Origin of the sequence: Streptomyces zhihengii (assembly GCF_016919245.1) — a bacterium.
Taxonomy (GTDB): Bacteria; Actinomycetota; Actinomycetes; order Streptomycetales; family Streptomycetaceae; genus Streptomyces; species Streptomyces zhihengii.
The window spans coordinates 112,338-132,892 of the sequence record NZ_JAFEJA010000003.1; the positions used below are offsets into that span (position 1 = coordinate 112,338).

The following is a 20,555-nucleotide window of genomic DNA, read 5'->3' on the forward strand; positions in this document are numbered from 1 at the left end:
CAGTTGCTGCAGAGGCGCGCGTCTGGAGCGTACCCAGCGATGAAGCTGGGACCATCCCCACGTGAGAAGGGAGCACGGTCTCTACATGTGACTGATCCGGACCAACCCCAGGTGCGAGGGGAGCAATGGACAACAGGCCAGAAGGCCACCTGCATGTGTGGGCCATCCCCGCGTTTGCGCGGGAGTCGAGCCCTTGAGTATGGCACCGCTTGAACCGGGTCACCTCGCAGGAGGCAGACTGCCCTCCTTGGGGCCAATACGCGATGCCACGAGTCACGGGCCAGCTTACATATCGGCTATATCGCCATGCCTCAGATCCCGTGGAATCGCATAGAAAGCACCGCCGGCCCGCCAGCGGTCGTGGAACCGATGTCCGGAGCGAGACGACGGGCATGTGCGCAGACCATCCCTAGTCAGGAGGCACTGGCCACCTATGACCAATGCCGTGTAGTTAGGGCTCTGGGCTGCTTGTCAAGCAGGCTGATGAAGTGACGGAGCTCCTGCTAGAACCGTGTCGACCAAGATCACTGTTCAGCAGGAGCTCCGTTGGCCGCCAAGTCTGTCATTTCTCGTGAAGTAGCGGTTGCGGCAGGGGCGTTTGCCCCCGGCCATCTCGGCGAGCTGACACGGATTGTCCCGTTCGAGATGGTCGATGAGGTGTTGGCAGATACCGGCAGAACCCAGCAGCGGATACGGGACCTTCCCTCGCGCGTGGTGGTGTATCTGCTGCTGGGCGGGGCATTGTTCCCGGGGCTCGGATGGCAGCAGGTGTGGCAGCGGCTGACGGCCGGCCTGGACGGACTGCCGACGGCGACTCCCACGGCCGGCGCGCTGGCCCAGGCCCGCAAGAGGCTCGGGACCCGACCGTTGCGTCACCTGTTCGACTTGCTTCGTGGACCGGCCGCGGGACTCGGGATCGCCGGAACGCGGTGGCACGGACTGCTCGTCTGCGCCATCGACGGCACGTTGATGGCAGTGCCGGACAGCCCCGCGAACCAGGCCGAGTTCACCAGGCACCGCTGCAACAATGGCGGCGCGGGATACCCCTCACTGCGGCTTCTGATCCTGGTCGCCTGCGGAACCCGAACCGTCATGGACGCGGTATTCGGTCCGGCCACCGACGGTGAGACCACCTACGCTCCACGCCTGGTCCGAAGCCTGCGGGAAGACATGATCGTCCTGCTGGACCGGAACTTCGCCGTCCAGGCCCTGATCGAAGCAGTCACCTTGAGGAGCGCACACGTCCTGGTCCGGGTGAAGGAGAACCGCAGACTGCCGGTCCTGCGACGCTTCCCCGACGGCTCCTGGCTCTCCCGGATCGGACCCGTTCCGGTCCGTGTTGTCTGCTGCGAGATCACCATCAGCACATCACAGGGACGACGCACCGGCGCATACCGGCTGGTCACAACCCTGACCGACCCCTTCACCCACCCCGCCGGCGATCTGATCGGGCTGTATCACGAGCGGTGGGAAATCGAGACCACCTATCTGGAGATCAAGTCGACGATCCTCGGCGGTCGGGTCCTTCGTGCCCGCACTCCCGCCGGTGTCGCCCAGGAAGTCTTCGCAGTGCTGGTCACCTACCAGGTCCTGCGGCTGGCGATGGCGGACGCCACCGCCAGCCGGCCCGGGACCGACCCCGACCGGGCGAGTTTCTCCATCGCCCTGAACACAGCCCGCGATCTGGTCATCCAGGCCGCAGGCGTGTTCAGTGGCGCCGTGATCGACCTCGTCGGCACCATAGGCCGCCGAATCCTGGCCGCCCTCATGCCCGACCGCCGTGTCCGCACCCGTCCACGCGTCGTGAAACGGGCCATCTCGAGATACAACGCCAGAGGCACCGTCGACCGCACCACCTACAGGGCCACGATCAGCGTCCACATCCTGACGCCCGCCCCTTGACACCGCCCACGGCACCCCTAACTACACGGCATTGCACCTATGACAGCACGACGGCTGGCCCCCGGCTGTGCCGCGATGACTGCGACGTTGCCGAAACCGGCCGAGAGCATGTCCGTCTGGATGCAACTGCGTTGGGCTTCGTCACCGGTTGCCGCCAGGGTGAGTGCGCAACGCACCCATGCGGGGGCTGATGCCATCTGCGCTTGCGCAGCGGGCAGCACGCTGTCACATCGGTGGGCGACGGCAGTGCACTCCGGCTACTAGAATGACACCACATCAAGAGTCACTCTATTCACGTTCTATGTAACGGGGCCGCTGTGCGCATCACCGTCACCATCGATCAGCCGGGTTCCGAGTTCCAGGAGAAGCTACTCGCGCTGCTCGCTGAGCATGCCGTCCATGTTGAGATGGACGCGATGTGGACTGCTGAGCGGGCTCAGGCGTACTACCGGTCGCTACCTACGCGCGCCCGGCGGATCGTTGCAGGCGCCGTGGCCGGTGACGGCTACGTTGCCGCAGAGGATCTACGTGATGACGAGAGCACCAGCCTCCGCGGTCACTCGGCCGCACTGAAGCGACTCCTCCAGCGGGGCGCTCTGAGGGGAATGTGGCCCGAGGGCATCCAGCCGCCCATTACCCCACAGGGCCCCGGCTTCGGCAAGGTCGGGGGCTACGCCATGGACGAAGATCTGGTGCCCGTCTTCTTTGCCGCGCTCACGAGTGTGGAGGACGAGCACGAGGAGTGGGTGAGGCGGCGATTGACACAGGCGGAAGTCCTGGAGGGCGCGATCCGTGCGAACGAGGCTGGCGCCTGGGACGCCCGGCGAGCCGTGACGACCCTCTCGGCGGCTGGCCATCAGGTGGCCGCCAGGCGTGCGCGGCAGATCCTACGAGACCTGGAGATGACGGGTTTGCTGAGGAGGTCGGACGCGGCCGGGGACAGCGCCGTCTACGCGGTGACCGGAGACTGATCGCGCCGCCGCTACAGCCGGCTGGAGAGTCCCTCTGATCCGCCCTCGCCGGTCGTTGCGGCAGTTGTGCAGTGACCATGCATCGCCCCACTGAGGCTGGACATTCCGAGACGTGGGAACTCGGAGCAGTTCCCGGCACCGGATGTCTCCCCGTGCCCGCCCACACGTCGGAAGGCTCGACCAGGCCTTGGAGCGCTGACTCGAAGGCATCGGCCAAGCATCCCTCCACCCTCAAAGTTGCCCACGCCGGCCAGGGCTACGTCGACGAAGTGCTGGACCGGTGCGGGAGGAGTTCTGTTCTCCACGCTGTTGCGTTGAGGCGAGGATGACACCTACATCCCAAGCAAATGGGTGTGCGTAGCAGTCCTGGCTCCTGGTTCGCGTCTCAATGCTGTCCCGCGGGCCGGGAGACATGGTCAGCTGAACTCACCTGCCGATCCGACGGCTCTCTCTGGCTCCGCCAGTCGAGGGACTACCTGCGCCGATGTGCCGGAGGGCCCGCGCCGTCTGGCGCACGACATGCGCATCAGGCGGCGCGGGCATCCGCTGGCCAGCTCCCCGGGGGCACCTACTCCCGGGGAGCTGGCACAGAGCCGTACCAGGGCTACTCCCCCAGTAGTTCGCTCAACTGCTGGCGGAACTCCCTACTTGTTCCGGCCCTGAGATCCTCCACGAAGGCCTCAGGACCGCCGACGAGTTCGACATAGCGGGATAGGGCGGCCTGACGCTGACCGCTGCGAGTCAACTTGTCAAAGGCGATCTCCATGGCCGCTCCCCCGTCGTCCCACGGCATCTTGATCTGAGGCTTGGTCAACGGTTCAGGCCTGGGCTCTGGGACGTGAACCGCCTCCGGTTCGTCCGCCGCTACCGGTGCGGGGGCTGCCTCCTCGCCAGTGGCTACCTCCGTCATTACGCCGTAATGAACACCGTGACGGGTCGAGGGCGCCGCTTGGCCATCACTCTGTGCCGCTGACGCAGGAGGAGACAGGGGACCGGGAGGCGTCTCAGCTCCGTTCTGCGCGGTCGGCGCCGGGGCAGAGGGGGCGGCGAGCGGCGGTGCTGCCGCCTTCCGCTGCCTCTCGCTCTTGAGACGCTCAAGGTGCGCTTCCTGCTCCTCGGGCTTCTTGTTTCCCACTCGGCGCAGAAGATCCGCAGGCTCCTCTCCAGATGCCAGCTTCTCCTGAAGCTCCGGAGTCAGGCCGAGGAGGGCAAGACGCTGGGAGACCCACCCCTGCGAGCGGTGCAGACGTGCGGCAAGTGCCTCCTGGGTGCCGTGCACGGACAGGAGTTGCTGCAGGGCGCGGGCCTCGTCGAGCGGGTCAAGGTCGCGCCGGTGAATGTTGGCAACAAGCGCTGATTCAAGGACTTCGTCGGGATTGCTGCCGAGGTCTTCGTTGAGGGTGACGTTGATGTCCGCGAGTCCGGCTTCCCGGGCGGCTGCCAGGCGTGAGTTGCCGTCGATGGCAACGTACTTGGTGCCGGCCTCGAGCTCGTCTTCCTTGCCTGGGTTAGCTTCCAGGTAGGAGAAGCGGGACATGATGCTAATGGCCTGCTTCTGCCCGTGGTCGCGCAGACTGCCTGCCAGCTGAGACAAGTCACCCAGCTCAGTGCGGGGGTTGCTTGGGTTGAGACTGATCAGGCTAAGGGGCAGCGTTACCGGCGGCGGGGCGCCGTCGGTGGGGGCGTTTGTCGCCGCGTTGATGGCCTGGCGCCGGGCGCTGACGGGTTGCGTCTGCGCGAAGGACGCGCCCGTCCCCAGCTTGGATGCCTTACTCATACGATCTCCCGTGCCAGCGCACGCAGGGCGACTGCTTGTGTGCAACGCGGAGCGTATGCCAGAAGCGGCTGCTTCATACGGACGGCTTCCTTTTGTTCCTTCAAGTCTCCAATGAGGCCGACGACGCGTGGGTCCCTTATCGCCATCCAGCTGTCGAGGGATGAGGTGGCGATGTAGCCGCGGCGGGCGTCGTAGTGGTTGACGACGATGCCGAGGTAGTCGAGCTCGAGGTTCATGTCCGCACGGAGGTCGCTGATCTGTGCGGTGAGGAGACCGTAGGCGTCGGCTGAGCTGTCCTCAGCCTGGACGACAACCAGGACGCCGGAGTTCCCCGGACCTTCGCCGTCGCGACGCCGGCCGTAGTAGACGGCCGCGTCCATGCTCAGTCCGAGACTCGGCGGGCAGTCGATGAGGATGACGTCGTATTCCTCTTCGAGCGGCATCAGCGCCCGTTCGAGAGCGGCTTCACGGGCCCGTACGCCGGACAGCTTGACGTCAAGGAGAAAGGCGTCAGTGCACGAGGGCAAGAGGTGCAGGCGGTCGCCGAAGCGGTCGTCGTCGACGCAGACGACGAGGTCCTTCAGCTTGCCCTTGGAGTCCCCCGCCATGTGCTTGGTGAGGCTGTCACCGTCCAGTGGCAGGAGTTCGTGGCCGAGCTGCTTGGTGAGATGGCCCTGCGGGTCGAAGTCGACGAGGAGCACACGCAGGCCAAGGCCAGGAAGTTGCTCATGCGCGGCATCTTCCCCCGTCGCATCGTGGGTGCCAGCGCGGGCGTGGGCGAAGTGCTTTGACACCCCGACAGCGTGTAGCTGATCAGGGTCTTCAGCCAACGCCTGACCGGCGCCAGCGGTGATCGCGGTCTTGCCCACCCCACCCTTTTGGTTGCAGACGATCATCCGCTTAACGACCGAGGGCCGCTGCACGCCAGGGGCTGGGTTCGTCTCCAGCCACAGGGAGACGGATTGTGCGAGCCCTTGGACGAGGGACAGACCTCGGGCTGCGCAGTCACTGCGGAAGCCTTCCCATTGCCCGTAAGGCAGCCAGGTCGAGAAGGATTTGGCACCCGTTGTGTCGATGGGAGAGAGATTGGCTCCCAGACCGCGCCACGCGGTGATGCCTTCTTCGACGGCGTGCTGGATGTCGATGCCGCGCTGGGCGGTGCGGATCTTGAGTTCTTGCTGAAGGGGGCCGGGCAGTTTGGAGACAACCTTCTCCCGGTCCCCAGATGTTGGCGACGTCATGGGGACACCTTACTAACCTCAGAGATCAAAAGCTGCATCGGCGCGTTACCAAGTAGCTAGTGGCGGAGGCTCAGGGTGCGGTTGACCCCGAAGTACGCAACGAATGCGCTAAGAAGGGCAGCCCCAGGTGGTCTACCTGAACCTCAAGCGCCGTCCCGCTCTCCACGTCCACCTGTCGATCACAGCAAGGCGTCGCATGAGGCTGCGCGTTCGGCTGGGGACTCCAGATACGCCTTGGCACGACTGCGCGGCCGCTGCGCCGAAGTGTGCCTCGGGTGACGAGTGTTCGACATCTTCTACGATTCTCGCTCCTGCCCCTCCTCGCCAAGAGCGGCACCCGGAGCTTAGGCTCCGCAGCCAGCGTCGCGAGAGGCGCATTATTACGCCGTAATAGTTGGTCCATCTCGGCGAAGCCTGACAACACCGCCCGGCTGCCGACTCCGCCAGCGCCGACGACAGATGTGAGCCCGATACCGGCCGAAAGGATGTGGTTCGACGGGAACTTCGGCTATGGGCGCCCGGTGACCTTATACCGATGCCAGCTGTCAACCGTGATCACCATCGAATGCCTACCTCAGCAAGCGAGAGGACCTGGCCTGGGCCGGCCACTTGTCAGCTCTCGCCCTGCATGAAGAGCGGTTGCCTCGACGCGTCTCTGTCCCAAGGAGCGTCTGCGGGGTCGACCGCTGTATGAGGGCTGAGGAGCTGGCTGCGGTGCGGGGGCGGCTGGAGGAGTTCGTTTCTGAGGTGCGCGCCTCTGACACGGTGGGACCAGCGCTTGAAGGGGTGCCTTCACCTGCCCGCCACTACTGTTGGAGGGTCGGCGGAAGTCGACGCAGCCGATCGGCTCGGTGCCGACCATCAGCAGTTGCAGCAGTTCGTGACGTCCTCGACCTGGCAGGTCATGGACGTCCAGGCGCGGCTGGACTGGTGGGCGGTGGCAGAGGTGCGACCACGGCAATACTCCGGACTCTGGGGCGGCGACTGCCTGATTGGTGTCAGTGTCCATGCTGCCTCGGACACGGCTTCGTGTCCGCTGTTCCGGTGCCTGTTCCTGCCCGCAGTCGTGGGGCAGGAACAGGCACCGAGACCCGCCGCCGGGCTTGCCGGAGACCGGGGCTCACCCAGCCGAGTCCCGGCTTGCTCTCGGCATGCTGAACGAACTGGCCGGCCACGGGCTGTGGACCGCCGTGCTGGTCCTGAACAGCGGATGCGATGCCAACGCAGACTTCTGCCACGGCCTGGAGGACCGAGGCATGGCCTACGTCCTGCAGGCCGAGACCGAGATAATCACCCACGGAGAGAAAGCAGCGCCTCATCAGCCTGAATACTCGGGGCTCTCGGCTCCCGCCCGCTGCCCCGCTACCGCACTCCGCCCGGTCTCCTTACGCGAGCGATCCTCTGCTGGCGGCCGGATGCCACCACCGGCGGACCGTGACCTGCCGCAAGGACTCGAAAGCAGCGATGAGTTCGCGCTTCGTCCACCTGTGAGTCCGCCTCGCCGGGCGCCATCCGGAACCAGCCGTAGACGGCACGATTGCACTGGTCTGCTGATCGCGCAGTGGCCCGAGGGCAGAGAGGTACCGGTGACGTACTGGCTCTCGAACCTGCCCGCCGACATCCCGGCGTTCTGGCTCGTCTCGCGAAGGTCTGCTGGAGGATCGAGCATGACTACCGAGAGCTGAAAAAGACGTGTCAGTCAGGACGGCGACGCGTATTACGTCGTAATGAAACCCGGTGTGCTACTCCGAGCACTGCACCAGCGCTGCGCGCTGCTGCAGCCTGGGTGTCTGAGGCCGCGGCCGCCTCTGGCGTGTGCGACGCTCTCCCGCAGCGAAGGCCAGCACGGCCGGGAGGTCGAACGTCGGCACATCATCACCCATAGCCCATGCCAGCAGTCAGCTACGACCGAGATAGCGATGCTGGGTCTGCAGATGATCGGGCACCTCAGCGATCGTGCCGCTGACCACGATGCACCGTCTGACGATTGCGCCTCTCGTCGTGGTGTCCGGAGAACCCAAGGTTGCGAGTCGGCTCAGATGTCGAACGAAGCAGACAGGTGGAGCCTCGTATCTGCCCGCAGCTGCCATGAGTGATGGCGCCCTGCAAGTGACTGCCTCTGGAGTACCAGCCTCCTGTGGCCACTCGCTGCCGCAGAGGATTCTTGAGTTGCTTCACCGAGCGCAGGTCAGCGTGCGCCAGGGCTGGAGGGCGAGCAGGCGACTATTACGCCGTAATACCAATGCGGTGGGAGCAGCGCTCGTCTGTTGCTTGGGCTCACCCCCTCCTAACCCCGGTCGTGTCGTCGGACCGGATGGGGAACGGCAGACTGTATGAGCTTCCGAGCATCGACTCCGGCTGGTGGCCTTCAGGAGCTCGCATCCCTGTGTACAGGGCTCCCTGAGCGCTCGCTAGTAGGGCAGTTCCTGCCAGTGGTCGCCGAGGGGGCCGGCAGGTGCAACTTGTGCAGGTCCTCGCTTCAATGCGGGCACGCTTGGTGCTGCCTAAGAGCCTCGGGAGTCTTCGCCGAGTCAGAACTCGAAGACTCGTTCGTGGGTCATTCGGCGGCGGTGGAGGGATGGCGTGGCCACCCATGAGGACGCCATGGCGCGGCAACTCGATGGGCATGGGCAGCCTCACCTGGTGTTAGGGCTGACAGCTCCGCTACGGGATCGGCGACAGACCGGGCGGGGCGCGCGCTCCTCCCTATTACGCCGTAATGGAGAGCCACGCCGAGCCGACCAGCTGCGCTCCGCGGTGTGGGATGCATCGGCTCGAGGAGCATCGCGACACCGGTGAAAGCTGTGTCGGGGCAGACGTATGCGAGCACCTCGTCCTCTTGGCCGCGAGCTCAGGCAGGTTGCAGGATTGGTAGACGTCGACCAGGTCGACTTGCTCCTCGAATCTGGGAAGCGACCCAACGTCTGCGTGTCGACATGCTGCCGACCATCTCTGCCTCGGCACGAACTCCGACCGCAGCCCGCCGCTCGGGACGAGTATCGACATCCGCTCTCGTGGATGCACTAGCCATCACGGGCTTCCCGGCCGGGCCGACTGCTTCCGCACTCTCTGAGTGGCAAGCCTGCGTCGGAATCTCACTCGATCCCGTGAATGACCACTCCTTCGTTGGTATCACCGCCACGACGGCCATGCCGTCGTGCGTCGCAGCTCGAAGTCACCCTCTGCCCCTGCCTACGTGCATCATTCGCGAGGAGCTTGACAGCTGGGTGCTTGTCAGGCGGTGCCGATAGCGGACCCGTGCCGTATGAGCAGTGGGGGTCGGGGATCACCGATCAGCTCCATGTCCTCGCTACGTGAGTGAGTATTACGCCGTAATACGAACCTGACGTCGGCTAGCTGGCGCATGTCATGGTTGCCGGTCGGTGGGGATGAGGGGTAGGTGCGGGAGGTTCTACGTGCAACCTTGACTTGGTGGGCTGCGAGAGCGGAAGTTCCGCTAAGAGGCACTGGTGCCGGATATCCGAGCCGATGCCTGCCGCTGCGTGCAACCAAGACCAGAGCGTGTCCAACAGTTCGAAGAGAGGCGGCGATACGGCGAGGCCGCAGGACGCAGTCGTGCCGTGAACCACCTGGGCGCGGCATAATGCCGATGTGCTCACCTGGGCCATGGCTGAGTGCTGGCTGGACGGGTCGTTCTTGTCAGGCACATGCAGTAGGTCGAGCAATACGACGGCCCTGCAGCGTGCACAGAACCTGAAGTGGGACATGTCTTCAGGTGTGAGTTGATGCCTTGGTTCCGGTAGGTCTCGTAGTCTCACAGGGCCCAGCGTGAAGGCGCGGCATGGCGGTAGCCATCCACGCTTCTGACGCGCTGGCGGATGGAGTTAGCGACCTTGCCGAATTCTGCGAGGTGCTGGTGGGAACCGGCGGTTGAGCAGGTTGACTGGGCGGAGTATGCCCCCTCCCTGGCTGGCCGCCCGGACCTGCGATGAGTCACCACGCATTGACTCGTAGCCTGACTTACTCGCGTACGAGGCCAGAGCCCGATTGAATGAGAGGCCGTGTTGCGCAGGACGCAGCCCTCCCCTTTCGCGAGTTGTGACCGAACTGATGGATAGGCCATCTCTGTCCTTGCGGCGGCGGCTCTCGCTGTCGCTCTTGGTCAGCATTCGCGCAGATTGTCTCCCGTTGGCATTTGGTCCGCTGGTCTCTGCGATCCGGGATGGACACGCCTACGCGCCTGGCGAGCATCTCAGCGGTGAGAGGACGAGGCATACGCCGCCGTGCGCGATGCGCACCGATGTCCCGTGCGTCACACACGTGGTGGGTGCCTTCCAGATTGCGTGGTGAGCGCCAGCCGCAAGGCGCCCTGTCAGCCAACAAGCTAGGGGTTGGTTGGGTGTCATTACGTCAAAATGACACCCAACCAAGGAACGACAGGTTTGACGGCTGGCGAGCGTAAGCCTGAGTCTGTGTGTTCTAAGAGGATGTACTTCCCCGCAGCCACTCGGACAGCGATGTCTTGGTGGCGGCAGGCGCATGGCCGTCGCGCCAGCGGCCACGGAGGGCTTGGCATAGATCGCCCTGACTGATAGGTGGTTGGTCTTGGGGAGACGCCCGAGGCACTTTGCGCGTTATACAGGCCAAATACGGCTGCAATCGTTAACTATCCGTCGCGCTGGCCCTCTGGGGGAGAGGATCAGGCTGCCGGGAACCGATATTGGGTTGGGCTCGGACCGACCGAGCCGGAGAGGGCGGCCATGGCCGACGAGAAAGATCCTGACTGGGCCAGCATTTTGCGATTCGATCAAGAGAGGTGTCTTGAGAACTGCAAGCATGATGCAGGGGCCGCTGAGCGTCGAGGTGATGTGAGTCTCCGAGACCGGCTCCTGCTGCAAGCTGCCCAGTTGGAGATGTTGCCCAGGCTTTGGGAGTTCGGCGTCCAGCTCACCGAAGACGAATACCAGGATGCTCAGCGTGTGCGCTCCTGGTTGATACATGAGCAAGGCGGAGGCGCGCACGGAGATGTGTTGCAGCGTCAGCGGTCAGGCTCGGCGTCGGACGTCAGGTACTACTGGTCTACGGACGGCTACATTCTGTACGTGACGACAGCTCGTCAGGACGGCCGGTACGTAGCCAATCACCGCTTCCTCACACCTGAATGGGCCGAGCTTCTGCGTGAGACCATCCCCGAGCTTGGGAGGCTGGTGACACACTACGAGGCGAATCAGGCCGCTGGCAGGGGCCACGAGGGCATCGATGACACGTTCCGCATGCCACTTGACGGAGTGACTCCTCCTGCGCCACTGAGGCTGTGGTGTGAGCGTGTCAAGCGAGAACTGCAGCGTAGGGCTGAGAGGACTGCGCTCCGCAGCCAAGGCATGAGAGCTGACTCGCCGGCTGGCCCTGATGCGGGCTATGCCACTGAAGGTTAGGTCGGGAGATTGCCGTGGATGCGGGCTACGCGCTGGCGTAGGTCTGTCTGAGAAGCGGACATCGGCCGAGTAGATTTCTATCGGCCTTCCAGGCTGCTCCCCCGGGATCGGCACCACCTGACGGTGGTGCCGACAATGGCAAGGGCAGCAGGCCCGCTCCTCGCGTATGCGGGGATCGCTTTGTACGCGGCGTGCACGTGAGAAGGGCAGCCGCAGCGAGGGCCGGAAACGCATCTCACACCAGCCTTGCCGTTGAGCGTCCGGTGTCTGTGCTCGTTGGGGCCTGCGGATGCGGCATGTATTAGTTCGCAGGATTCTGTCGATGCTGGCGGCTGTTGCTAGAAGTCGGCAGGCCGGCGCGTGGCGCTCATGCCTGAGTGGGGCCGTTTCTTCCCGTTACCGTCTGCCAGCGTCACTGCACCACCACGAATTTCGTTGCACGGATCGTTGCACTTTTCGTTGCCTCTCAAGTTCAGGGAGCCCGGCGCGTCGGCCTGCGTTCCGTGGGTCTCGGGGAGCGGTTCAGGAAGCCCTGGGTGCAACGATGAATGTTGTGTTAGCTGCATCAAATGCCATGACGAAGTAAGCATCGAACCATGCACGTACTGATGCAACTAGAAAAACAACTTAATGAGCAACGTCTCGTGCCACGATTCATGTGCTCGTGAAACGAACTATAAATAAATCTATGCTTCGAGCGATCTATGATTCTTGGGTTGCGACGTGGGCACTAGCTCGCGGGGGAGCGATCCATCCAGATACGTATGCGACTGTCGAGCCGTGTGACGCTACAGGTCCGTATGTAGCTACGAATGACACAAACCACATTGCTTTTTCTCTATGGATAGGACTGTGACTCGCTGAAGCGGCTTGGCGATCCTTTTCTGCAACTGACGGCCTATCATCGTGTCGTGCCTACTTGGTGACTGTGCATCGGTCAACGTAACCAGTGCTCTAGGGAACGGCTTCACCTATCAGGCATCGAGCACGCGGACGTGCAGGCGACCTAGCTCCAATGCCGTGTAGTTAGGGCTCTGGGCTGCTTGTCAAGCAGGCTGATGAAGTGACGGAGCTCCTGCTAGAACCGTGTCGACCAAGATCACTGTTCAGCAGGAGCTCCGTTGGCCGCCAAGTCTGTCATTTCTCGTGAAGTAGCGGTTGCGGCAGGGGCGTTTGCCCCCGGCCATCTCGGCGAGCTGACACGGATTGTCCCGTTCGAGATGGTCGATGAGGTGTTGGCAGATACCGGCAGAACCCAGCAGCGGATACGGGACCTTCCCTCGCGCGTGGTGGTGTATCTGCTGCTGGGCGGGGCATTGTTCCCGGGGCTCGGATGGCAGCAGGTGTGGCAGCGGCTGACGGCCGGCCTGGACGGACTGCCGACGGCGACTCCCACGGCCGGCGCGCTGGCCCAGGCCCGCAAGAGGCTCGGGACCCGACCGTTGCGTCACCTGTTCGACTTGCTTCGTGGACCGGCCGCGGGACTCGGGATCGCCGGAACGCGGTGGCACGGACTGCTCGTCTGCGCCATCGACGGCACGTTGATGGCAGTGCCGGACAGCCCCGCGAACCAGGCCGAGTTCACCAGGCACCGCTGCAACAATGGCGGCGCGGGATACCCCTCACTGCGGCTTCTGATCCTGGTCGCCTGCGGAACCCGAACCGTCATGGACGCGGTATTCGGTCCGGCCACCGACGGTGAGACCACCTACGCTCCACGCCTGGTCCGAAGCCTGCGGGAAGACATGATCGTCCTGCTGGACCGGAACTTCGCCGTCCAGGCCCTGATCGAAGCAGTCACCTTGAGGAGCGCACACGTCCTGGTCCGGGTGAAGGAGAACCGCAGACTGCCGGTCCTGCGACGCTTCCCCGACGGCTCCTGGCTCTCCCGGATCGGACCCGTTCCGGTCCGTGTTGTCTGCTGCGAGATCACCATCAGCACATCACAGGGACGACGCACCGGCGCATACCGGCTGGTCACAACCCTGACCGACCCCTTCACCCACCCCGCCGGCGATCTGATCGGGCTGTATCACGAGCGGTGGGAAATCGAGACCACCTATCTGGAGATCAAGTCGACGATCCTCGGCGGTCGGGTCCTTCGTGCCCGCACTCCCGCCGGTGTCGCCCAGGAAGTCTTCGCAGTGCTGGTCACCTACCAGGTCCTGCGGCTGGCGATGGCGGACGCCACCGCCAGCCGGCCCGGGACCGACCCCGACCGGGCGAGTTTCTCCATCGCCCTGAACACCGCCCGCGATCTGGTCATCCAGGCCGCAGGCGTGTTCAGTGGCGCCGTGATCGACCTCGTCGGCACCATAGGCCGCCGAATCCTGGCCGCCCTCATGCCCGACCGCCGTGTCCGCACCCGTCCACGCGTCGTGAAACGGGCCATCTCGAGATACAACGCAAGAGGCACCGTCGACCGCACCACCTACAGGGCCACGATCAGCGTCCACATCCTGACGCCCGCCCCTTGACACCGCCCACGGCACCCCTAACTACACGGCATTGGACCTAGCTCTGCCGTGAGCGAGGAAGGAGACGCACTCTCCCTGCCGCGCGCGTGGTCTCCTTGCATGTGCACCACGACCGGGAACTGGGGGGTTGCCAGTCCGCCTGCTCCCGTGATGCCGATACGACCCAAAGTGCAGCCCGGTCCCCGGATCTCACTGTGCCTCTGCAGGCCCGATGCGATGCGGCGGAACTAAACGGGCGACGGGATGCTCTCGGCTGGACCCAGCTGCGGTCCACTCAACTACTGCCGGGAGACGGCAGGGTGAGCACCCCGGGCCATCGGTCGGCCCAGGGGGAGCACCTGAGTGTGGAGGTAGCTGCTACAAGCCTCTTACTGCAGCGAGTCAAGGGTGCACGCTGCCTCATACCTGTTAATGTCGAGCAAACGATCCCGTGTCACTAGAAGCAGAAGCTACGGCGGACGGTGGAAGCAACCGCTCAATCAGGGCAAATGGGCGTCTACTCAGGGCCAGAAGGCCTTCGACCACTCGTTCTGACTCTGGTGACAGCTACACATACGCACGATTGACGCAGAGAGGCAGGGCCAGCGATGAGAGTCATCGCCGTAGCGACGCAGAAGGGAGGGGTCGGCAAGACCAGCACGACCGTCAACCTCGGCGCGGGGCTCGCACTTGCGGGAGCCCGAGTGCTGGTCGTCGACCTCGACCCCCAGGCGCAAGCAGGCACCGCACTGGGCGTGAACCTTGCGGGGGAGGAGCAGTTGGCTCGCTCCCTCGGGTGGGTGCTGCAGGCCCGGCTCCAGGGAATGCGGATGGATTTGAGTTCAGTCTGGTTCGACCGCAGCGAACTGCTTGCTGAGTTCGAAGACGCTGGCAGCCTGCACTTGCTGGCTTGTGAAGAGTCCACTATGACAGCTGCTCAGGACCTGATTCACAAGAAGGGGTATCAGTCCACCCCCACGTTGCGACGGATACTGCTCGAGTTGGAGCAGCTGTTTGACTTCGTTGTGATCGACACTCCGCCGGCTGTGTCCTCTCTCTCCGCTACGGCGCTGGCCGCTGCCGATTACGTCATCACTGTATGCATCCCTGAGTACCCTGCCTTGAAGGGTGCAGCTGCCACCCGCGGCACGGTCAGCTACGTCAAGGAGCGCACGGGAGAAGAGTGCGACCCGCAGTATCTGGGGGCGGTCCTCAACAGGTCGAGTCCTCCGTCGAGGTGGAAGGCCCAGGAAGTCAACATCCGCAATGGAATGCTTGACGCCAACCTCGCGCCATTCCTGACGGATGTTCGCAGTGACAACCGCATCAGTGACTCGTTCGCGTACGGGGTGCCCTCTGTGCTCCGCTTTGCCAGTCACACGCCTGGCAAGATGTATGGCGAGCTCATGTCGCAGATTCTTGCACGCATGGAGCAGCCTGTAGAGAAGTGGGAGCTGCCTGAGCGTATCGAGAGCGAGGCTGTCGGTGCCTGAAGATGAGGCGGCGGCCGGGCAGCAGCGGCCGAAGAGGAAGAAGCGGGCGCCCGCCCATTTCAAGCCGGGTGGCTCGGCGTTGGTGCAGAACCTAATCGCCGGTGCCAGCGATGTAGCTGACCGCTCCTTTCTCGGAGCGGGCGGAGCGAACCCCGACGGGACGCTGGGCGTGGTTCCAGAGCCCACACAGGTGCCGGTGGTCCCTGACGGACTCACCGCACAGGTCGCTGCTGCGGGCGAAGCTGATACGGCTCCTCAAGCGTCCCTCACTGTGGAGCCTGTGGTCGCCGGCATCCCGAAGCGGTCTGAGGCGGATACTCAGGTAGGCCGGCAGGTGGTCGGCAGGCCCCGCCCGGTCCGAGCGGAGGCACTTTCATCGCCGGTCGTTAAGTCCGAGACGTCAGACGGGGCCTTGCAGCATCCGGAACCGACGGCAGCTGTCCGCCGGGAGTTGGCGGCGCCGGCACTACCTGACGAGCGGGACGGCGCGAGCCCCGGGGGAGGGCAGGAAGCGTCTGCGCCAGCGAGGTCCGACGGTGCTGGCGTAGTGACTGTGCCCGAGGCTGGCTCGGCAATGGAGGGGGTGGATGCTCAGCAGGTCTGGGCCCACCATGCCATCCATGAGAGCTTCGCTGACGCCAAGCTGCGGTCGGCACGGTGGAAGTCTCATGGTTTTCGGATCTCTCCGGAGGTTCTGGGAAATCTGAAGGAGCGCCTCAACGCTGACCGGCGTTCGACGGGGAATTCGGGCCTGGCTCTGGGGCACTATGTCGATGCTGCTTTGCGGCACTTGCCGAAGGCTGTCGAGGATCAGATCGAGATGGCGGCCGCGTTCGAAGCGAAGCAGCTGTGGGACCAGGAGCGGACCCAGCCGTCGAACTATCGGGTGGGGGAGTCGGCGTATCTGTTGATGAGTACGCTCAAGTTGGCGTTGCAGGAGGCTGATTTCGGGCGGCGCGGTACGTACGTGGTGTCGGCCGCCATCGAACGGTTGCTGGCGTCGCTCGCTGCCGAGGGCCCTCTGCGGCGGCCGGATCGGCAGCGCAGCTAGCGTGTGAATGTGAGATGGGGCCGATGACTTCTGCTGTCGTCGGCCCCTTCTTCATGACCGGGTGTTGCAACTAAGAATGCAACGCTATCTCTTGCGACGTGTCTAACGAACACTCTAACGATCCACTCGTCCCGCAAGCCCACCGCACCTGTGACACTAGAGCCGTTCGACCGTCAGAATGCCGCGAGAATGCAACCTCTCGTGAAAACACCATGGTCAAGGCGTTCGACCCTGGAGAGCGACACGCCGGTTCCTCTAGTGTCGCGAGAAAAGGACGTCCCACTTCGGCTAGTCTGTCGCTGACGATCATCGGAGTATCAGGAGTCGAGTGGCGATGGAATCCGAGACGCTTAGCACGAGCGCTGTGGCGGCCGCGGCCGGGCTCAGCGAGTCCTGGGCTTGGAAGGCCAGGGACCAAGGCGTCCTGCATGAACCGCACTTCGAAGAAGAGGTCGTCGCACTACGCGTCTACGCATTCGTGTCGCAGATCGTCTGGCCTGGAACACGCCGGCCCCGCAGCGCGCGACAGGACCTGGAGTTGTGGCAACAATCCGCCGTCGAGGCCGCTCGTCAGGCGGCGTCGGACTCGAGCACGACACCGGAGACGGCACTGTGGGTGCTCGAGGACAGTGTGCACCTTGTGACCACTCCGGCCGACCGGGCCGCCTTCGACCTGAAGACCCTCGGCGGGCGCGTCGCCTTTCGCATTCCCGTCGGCATGTGGATCGCCGACCTGCCAAATGCCATAACCGCTCTCGCATCACGCCGCCGACGCGGCGCTGGCTCGAAGCCGGCCGCCTGACTTCGGGTCGTCCGTCGCGTGGTCTCCTCGGGGCCACGAGACGGACGACATAGCGGTCGGGCCCGGGATGTGGGAATCCCGGGCCCGACCTGTTGACGAGGAGGTGACAGTCACCCACATCCCTAAATGAACACCGTCGCGCTTCCGGCCTTCCCTCTCCCAGGTGAGCCGGATGGCAATGAGGGTTTCTCTCGTACCACCTCGACAGGAGCACATCATAGCTACCAGTCAGAGGCTCGGCTCAGTTGTGCCCGCTGGCGCCCTAGAAGCCGGGCCTGAATCGTCATCGTCATGTCTCAAACTGTCCGTCTCACCCAGCGGTGTTCGTGCACGTGAACCGCGGTCCGTGGGGGAGCCGCTCCTGCTGACACGGTCACGCCGCACTGCACTTTCCACTGCCGTGCAGAGTCTGCTGCAGGACGAGCGACTCCGCGACGCTTCCGCGTCGGTACGACTGGCCGCCGTCGTTCTGCTGGCGAAGGCGCCCGCCACATCATCGACCATCAGGACGCTGTACCGGGACCTGAGTGGATGGCTCGGGTGTTCGGTTTCGCATGTCGGGCATACCGTCTTGCCGGGGCTCAAGAGCCTCGGAGTAGCGGTGAGCCAGCCGGAGCGAACCTCTGCCGGCACGGCGGCCGTAGCGATCAATCTGCTGCCTCTGCAAGAGGCCCGTGCGACGGGAAGGACCCACCCTCTCGCACTCCTATCTCAACGCGACCTCGCGACGCTGCTGTACCTGGCTGAAGCCGTGCTGTGCCCGGGATGGGCTCCGCCGGGCAAGGCAGTGACACTTCCAGGGTTCATGGCGCAGCGCCGCGGCCGCGATGCTGCGGCCGACCGACTTGCGGCGCTGCTACTGGTCTTGGCCTCTCGCCAGGACGGACGTGTGCGCATGCGGCCCGGTCGTGTGGCCGAGGGGTTCGGACGCGCGGATGCCACGCTCGCGAGACTCCTCGGCTCCTCTCTTCCCACGGCCAGTACGGTAATCGGCCGCCTGGCCTCCGATGGCATCGTCACGGTCGACGCAGAGCGCACACGGCTATCCATCCCACTGATCACTGCGGCGTATGGCCGGGCGCGCTCCAGTGCTGCCTCCGAATGCCCCGAGTCTGCTCCGCCGGATCCACCACCGCAGGACTGTCCGCGTTGCCAGAGCACAGGCACCGAACCTGCCGGCAGCGATGAAGTGGTGCCTACGGAAGGTGAAGGGTGGGCGCAGGAGAGTTTCGATGACCTCTTGGCCCAGTGGCACGCGGACTCAGCTGCTGCATTTCGGGATCAGGTCAGCGTCGACAACAGGTCACTGCAGGTCACAAGCCCGAACCTCGACGGCCAACGCCTCCGCGATTCTGCAGACCATCACACTGACCACCCTCCGGTGGTTACTCAAGTAGCCAACACTGCAGATGGTGATTCGTGCTTTTCCGGCTCCGCCGTGGTCAGTTGGAGCCCGATGCGGTCACGCGGGTGCCCACGCGAGGCTCGCCCGACAGAATCCTCGGCGACGAGCCCGCTTCGCGGGGACAAGCGCACAACACCGACGGTCGGATCGATCGGCAAGGTGCGGATCCCGGCAGATCTGGAACAGGTCTTGGCTCCCATCACCACGGTTTGGGATCAGGTCGGCAGAGTGTCAACCGCGCACATGCTGATGACCGATGTCCGGAATGCAATCACTGTCCTGCGCGCCCTGGTCGCGGACGATGCTAGCGCGAGGGCGATGCTGGCGAGGCGGCTTCGGCGCCGCCTGGACCGGGAGGAAGGCCGTGTGGTGCGGGACCCAGTCAGCTGGCTCCGGCATCGCGCGCTTCCGCAACGACCCCAGTGCTGGTCGGCGCTCTGTGACGACGGGCTGCGTCTGGACACCGGCACATCGTGTTCCAGCTGCGCGGTAGCCCTCGAAGAGCGTCGTGCCTGGCGTCGGAGTATTGCTCTGCGTGTTTCCGGGGAAAACAGCCACTGCGTCACAGCCGTTCAACGGGCACGTTACGAAGACGAACTGCGCCTTGCCGCCGCTCAACGCGCTGCGTGGGAGTCGGCTCGCACGCAGCAACGCATGGTCGCTCGCGCAGCTTTCGATGCACGTGTGAAGGCAGCTCGCGCAGACTTTGAAGCTGCTGCCGCGTTGCAGCGGGAGCGTCCGTGCAGTGTGTGTGCAGAGCCCTCAGCGGACGCCCGCTGCGCAGTCTGCACATTGCAGGTGTCCATCCGTCGCCTTGTCAGCGACGCAGTTGACATCACTCTCGCCATGCGAGCGGACCTTGACAACCCTCTCAGCCTTAAGGACCTGTCGGCTCTGGTAGAGCGGGACACCTGGCGGATCGTCGGTGACATCAAGCCGACCTGCAGCTCCAAGGACGCAATCACCACCGCCTACGCCCGGTTCGAGCGTGCCGAACAGCTGGTGCGGACCCGGCGGAGTGCCGCACACGCAAGTCTGCGCGCTCACTCGTCGATCATTTTGACCGAAGCCGAACGCCTTGCTACCGCGCTGTCTCCTTCTGCAGACCGGGACGGGGTCACGCGCACGGCAGTAGAACGCTCAGCGCATCAACTCCTCGACGACCTTATCCGTGAGGTACGCGATATCCGTGAGAGGGTCCCTGGCGCTCAGCTCTCTGCCCGTAGGAGCGGCTCACCGACGTGGGCAGAGCGATTGCGGGCCATTGCAGGTCAAGCGGCGTGAACGAAGAGCCAGCCTGGCCGGTCTCAGACGTGGGCTCCTCGGCAGGGTCGTTCAACGTGACGATGGCGCCCGCTCATGTTGAACGGAGGGCCCGCGCTCCACTATGACGGGGGCTTATGCTTGCGGCTCCTGTGGGGTGCCTGACCGTACGGGTCAACAAGGCGGCCGGCCGTCTCGGCGGCGCAGCTTGGTCCGCAGATCTTCAGTGAGATTGGCTTGTATTGCAGCCTCCCCGTCTCGCGCGGGGATGGTCCCAAGGGCGGTTGCCGTGGACACTGCATTGCGTATGTTCCCTGCACATGCGGGGATGGTCCGGCGCGTGCCGCGCGATGGCATCCTAGGATGGTGCTCCCCTTGAGGGGATGCCCCTAGCCAGGGCCGCGGAGTGCCGGGCCGACTCGGCCCACCAACGTCATCGTTCGGTGTTCCCCGCCGTCATGCGGGGCTGACTTCGTGACAGGCCTCGGACGGCCAGGCTGTCTCATGCTCTTGAGTAGATTCGGAGCGTTTTCATCTACTTCCCCGCGTCACCCCCGCCCGCGCAGGGACCCTTCCGTTGTCGTCCAGGGTGGAGCCCAGGGCCGGTGCATCCCCGCGGATGTGGGGAGAAGGGATAAGGCGGCTTGCTGGGCCCCGCGTACCGGATCATCCCCGCTTACGGGCAGACCTCATTCTTCCACTCGTCGAAGCGAGGCTGCGAGAGCTGCGTGCGTTCTCGGCTACGGACCAGTGCCTCCGCTACTGATCATGACGGCTGCGGTGGGTTGGGTGGTGATT

The 20,555-nt window shown here is 64.5% G+C and carries 11 protein-coding genes; 9 read left to right on the top strand and 2 right to left on the bottom strand.

What is annotated here, in order from left to right; genetic code table 11:
- Nucleotides 1-546: 546 nt before the first annotated feature.
- The gene (locus tag JE024_RS38630; RefSeq protein ID WP_280521544.1) at nucleotides 547-1,902 is read left to right on the top strand and encodes an IS4 family transposase; all 1,356 of its coding nucleotides are present in this window, start codon (nucleotides 547-549) and stop codon (nucleotides 1,900-1,902) included.
- 317 nt (nucleotides 1,903-2,219) lie between these two features.
- Nucleotides 2,220-2,873, top strand: coding sequence for a hypothetical protein (locus JE024_RS38635; protein ID WP_205378662.1), 654 nt, complete (start codon nucleotides 2,220-2,222; stop codon nucleotides 2,871-2,873).
- Nucleotides 2,874-3,477: 604 nt separating this feature from the next.
- Here JE024_RS38635 and JE024_RS38640 read toward each other — a convergent pair.
- Both JE024_RS38640 and JE024_RS38645 read right to left on the bottom strand, forming a co-directional pair.
- Nucleotides 3,478-4,650, bottom strand: a complete 1,173-nt coding sequence (locus tag JE024_RS38640) for a ParB/RepB/Spo0J family partition protein (RefSeq protein ID WP_205378663.1) — start codon at nucleotides 4,648-4,650, stop codon at nucleotides 3,478-3,480.
- Nucleotides 4,647-5,891 (bottom strand): ParA family protein, encoded by a 1,245-nt coding sequence (locus JE024_RS38645; RefSeq protein ID WP_205378664.1) that lies wholly within the window; start codon nucleotides 5,889-5,891, stop codon nucleotides 4,647-4,649. Before JE024_RS38645 ends, JE024_RS38640 begins: the two co-directional genes overlap by 4 nt.
- A gap of 1,007 nt (nucleotides 5,892-6,898) precedes the next feature.
- Between JE024_RS38645 and JE024_RS42490 the strand changes: the two genes are divergently transcribed.
- The 7 genes from JE024_RS42490 (at nucleotide 6,899) to JE024_RS38680 (ending at nucleotide 19,778) form a co-directional block, all read left to right on the top strand.
- Nucleotides 6,899-7,576 carry a transposase gene (locus JE024_RS42490; protein WP_372449924.1) on the top strand — a complete coding sequence of 226 codons (678 nt, stop codon included), beginning with the start codon at nucleotides 6,899-6,901 and terminating at the stop codon, nucleotides 7,574-7,576.
- A gap of 3,036 nt (nucleotides 7,577-10,612) precedes the next feature.
- Complete coding sequence (locus JE024_RS38655; RefSeq protein ID WP_205378666.1) at nucleotides 10,613-11,287, top strand: hypothetical protein; 675 nt, start codon at nucleotides 10,613-10,615, stop codon at nucleotides 11,285-11,287.
- Nucleotides 11,288-12,426: 1,139 nt separating this feature from the next.
- Nucleotides 12,427-13,764, top strand: coding sequence for an IS4 family transposase (locus JE024_RS38660; RefSeq protein WP_205376374.1), 1,338 nt, complete (start codon nucleotides 12,427-12,429; stop codon nucleotides 13,762-13,764).
- Nucleotides 13,765-14,351: 587 nt separating this feature from the next.
- Nucleotides 14,352-15,236 (top strand): ParA family protein, encoded by an 885-nt coding sequence (locus JE024_RS38665; protein WP_205378667.1) that lies wholly within the window; start codon nucleotides 14,352-14,354, stop codon nucleotides 15,234-15,236.
- A gap of 547 nt (nucleotides 15,237-15,783) precedes the next feature.
- On the top strand, nucleotides 15,784-16,287 hold the full coding sequence (locus JE024_RS38670; protein WP_244883688.1) for a hypothetical protein: 504 nt from the start codon (nucleotides 15,784-15,786) through the stop codon (nucleotides 16,285-16,287).
- Nucleotides 16,288-16,621: 334 nt separating this feature from the next.
- Complete coding sequence (locus tag JE024_RS38675; RefSeq protein WP_244883690.1) at nucleotides 16,622-17,089, top strand: hypothetical protein; 468 nt, start codon at nucleotides 16,622-16,624, stop codon at nucleotides 17,087-17,089.
- A gap of 400 nt (nucleotides 17,090-17,489) precedes the next feature.
- Nucleotides 17,490-19,778: a hypothetical protein gene (locus JE024_RS38680; protein WP_205378669.1), complete on the top strand. Its 2,289-nt coding sequence runs from the start codon at nucleotides 17,490-17,492 to the stop codon at nucleotides 19,776-19,778.
- Nucleotides 19,779-20,555: the final 777 nt, after the last annotated feature.

Coding starts and splice junctions, on each gene's coding strand:
- JE024_RS42490 (WP_372449924.1), top strand. CDS start 6,899: ATGCTGCCTCGGACACGGCTTCGTGTCCGCTGTTCCGGTGCCTGTTCC.
- JE024_RS38645 (WP_205378664.1), bottom strand. CDS start 5,891: ATGACGTCGCCAACATCTGGGGACCGGGAGAAGGTTGTCTCCAAACTG.
- JE024_RS38640 (WP_205378663.1), bottom strand. CDS start 4,650: ATGAGTAAGGCATCCAAGCTGGGGACGGGCGCGTCCTTCGCGCAGACG.
- JE024_RS38675 (WP_244883690.1), top strand. CDS start 16,622: ATGGAATCCGAGACGCTTAGCACGAGCGCTGTGGCGGCCGCGGCCGGG.
- JE024_RS38655 (WP_205378666.1), top strand. CDS start 10,613: ATGGCCGACGAGAAAGATCCTGACTGGGCCAGCATTTTGCGATTCGAT.
- JE024_RS38665 (WP_205378667.1), top strand. CDS start 14,352: ATGAGAGTCATCGCCGTAGCGACGCAGAAGGGAGGGGTCGGCAAGACC.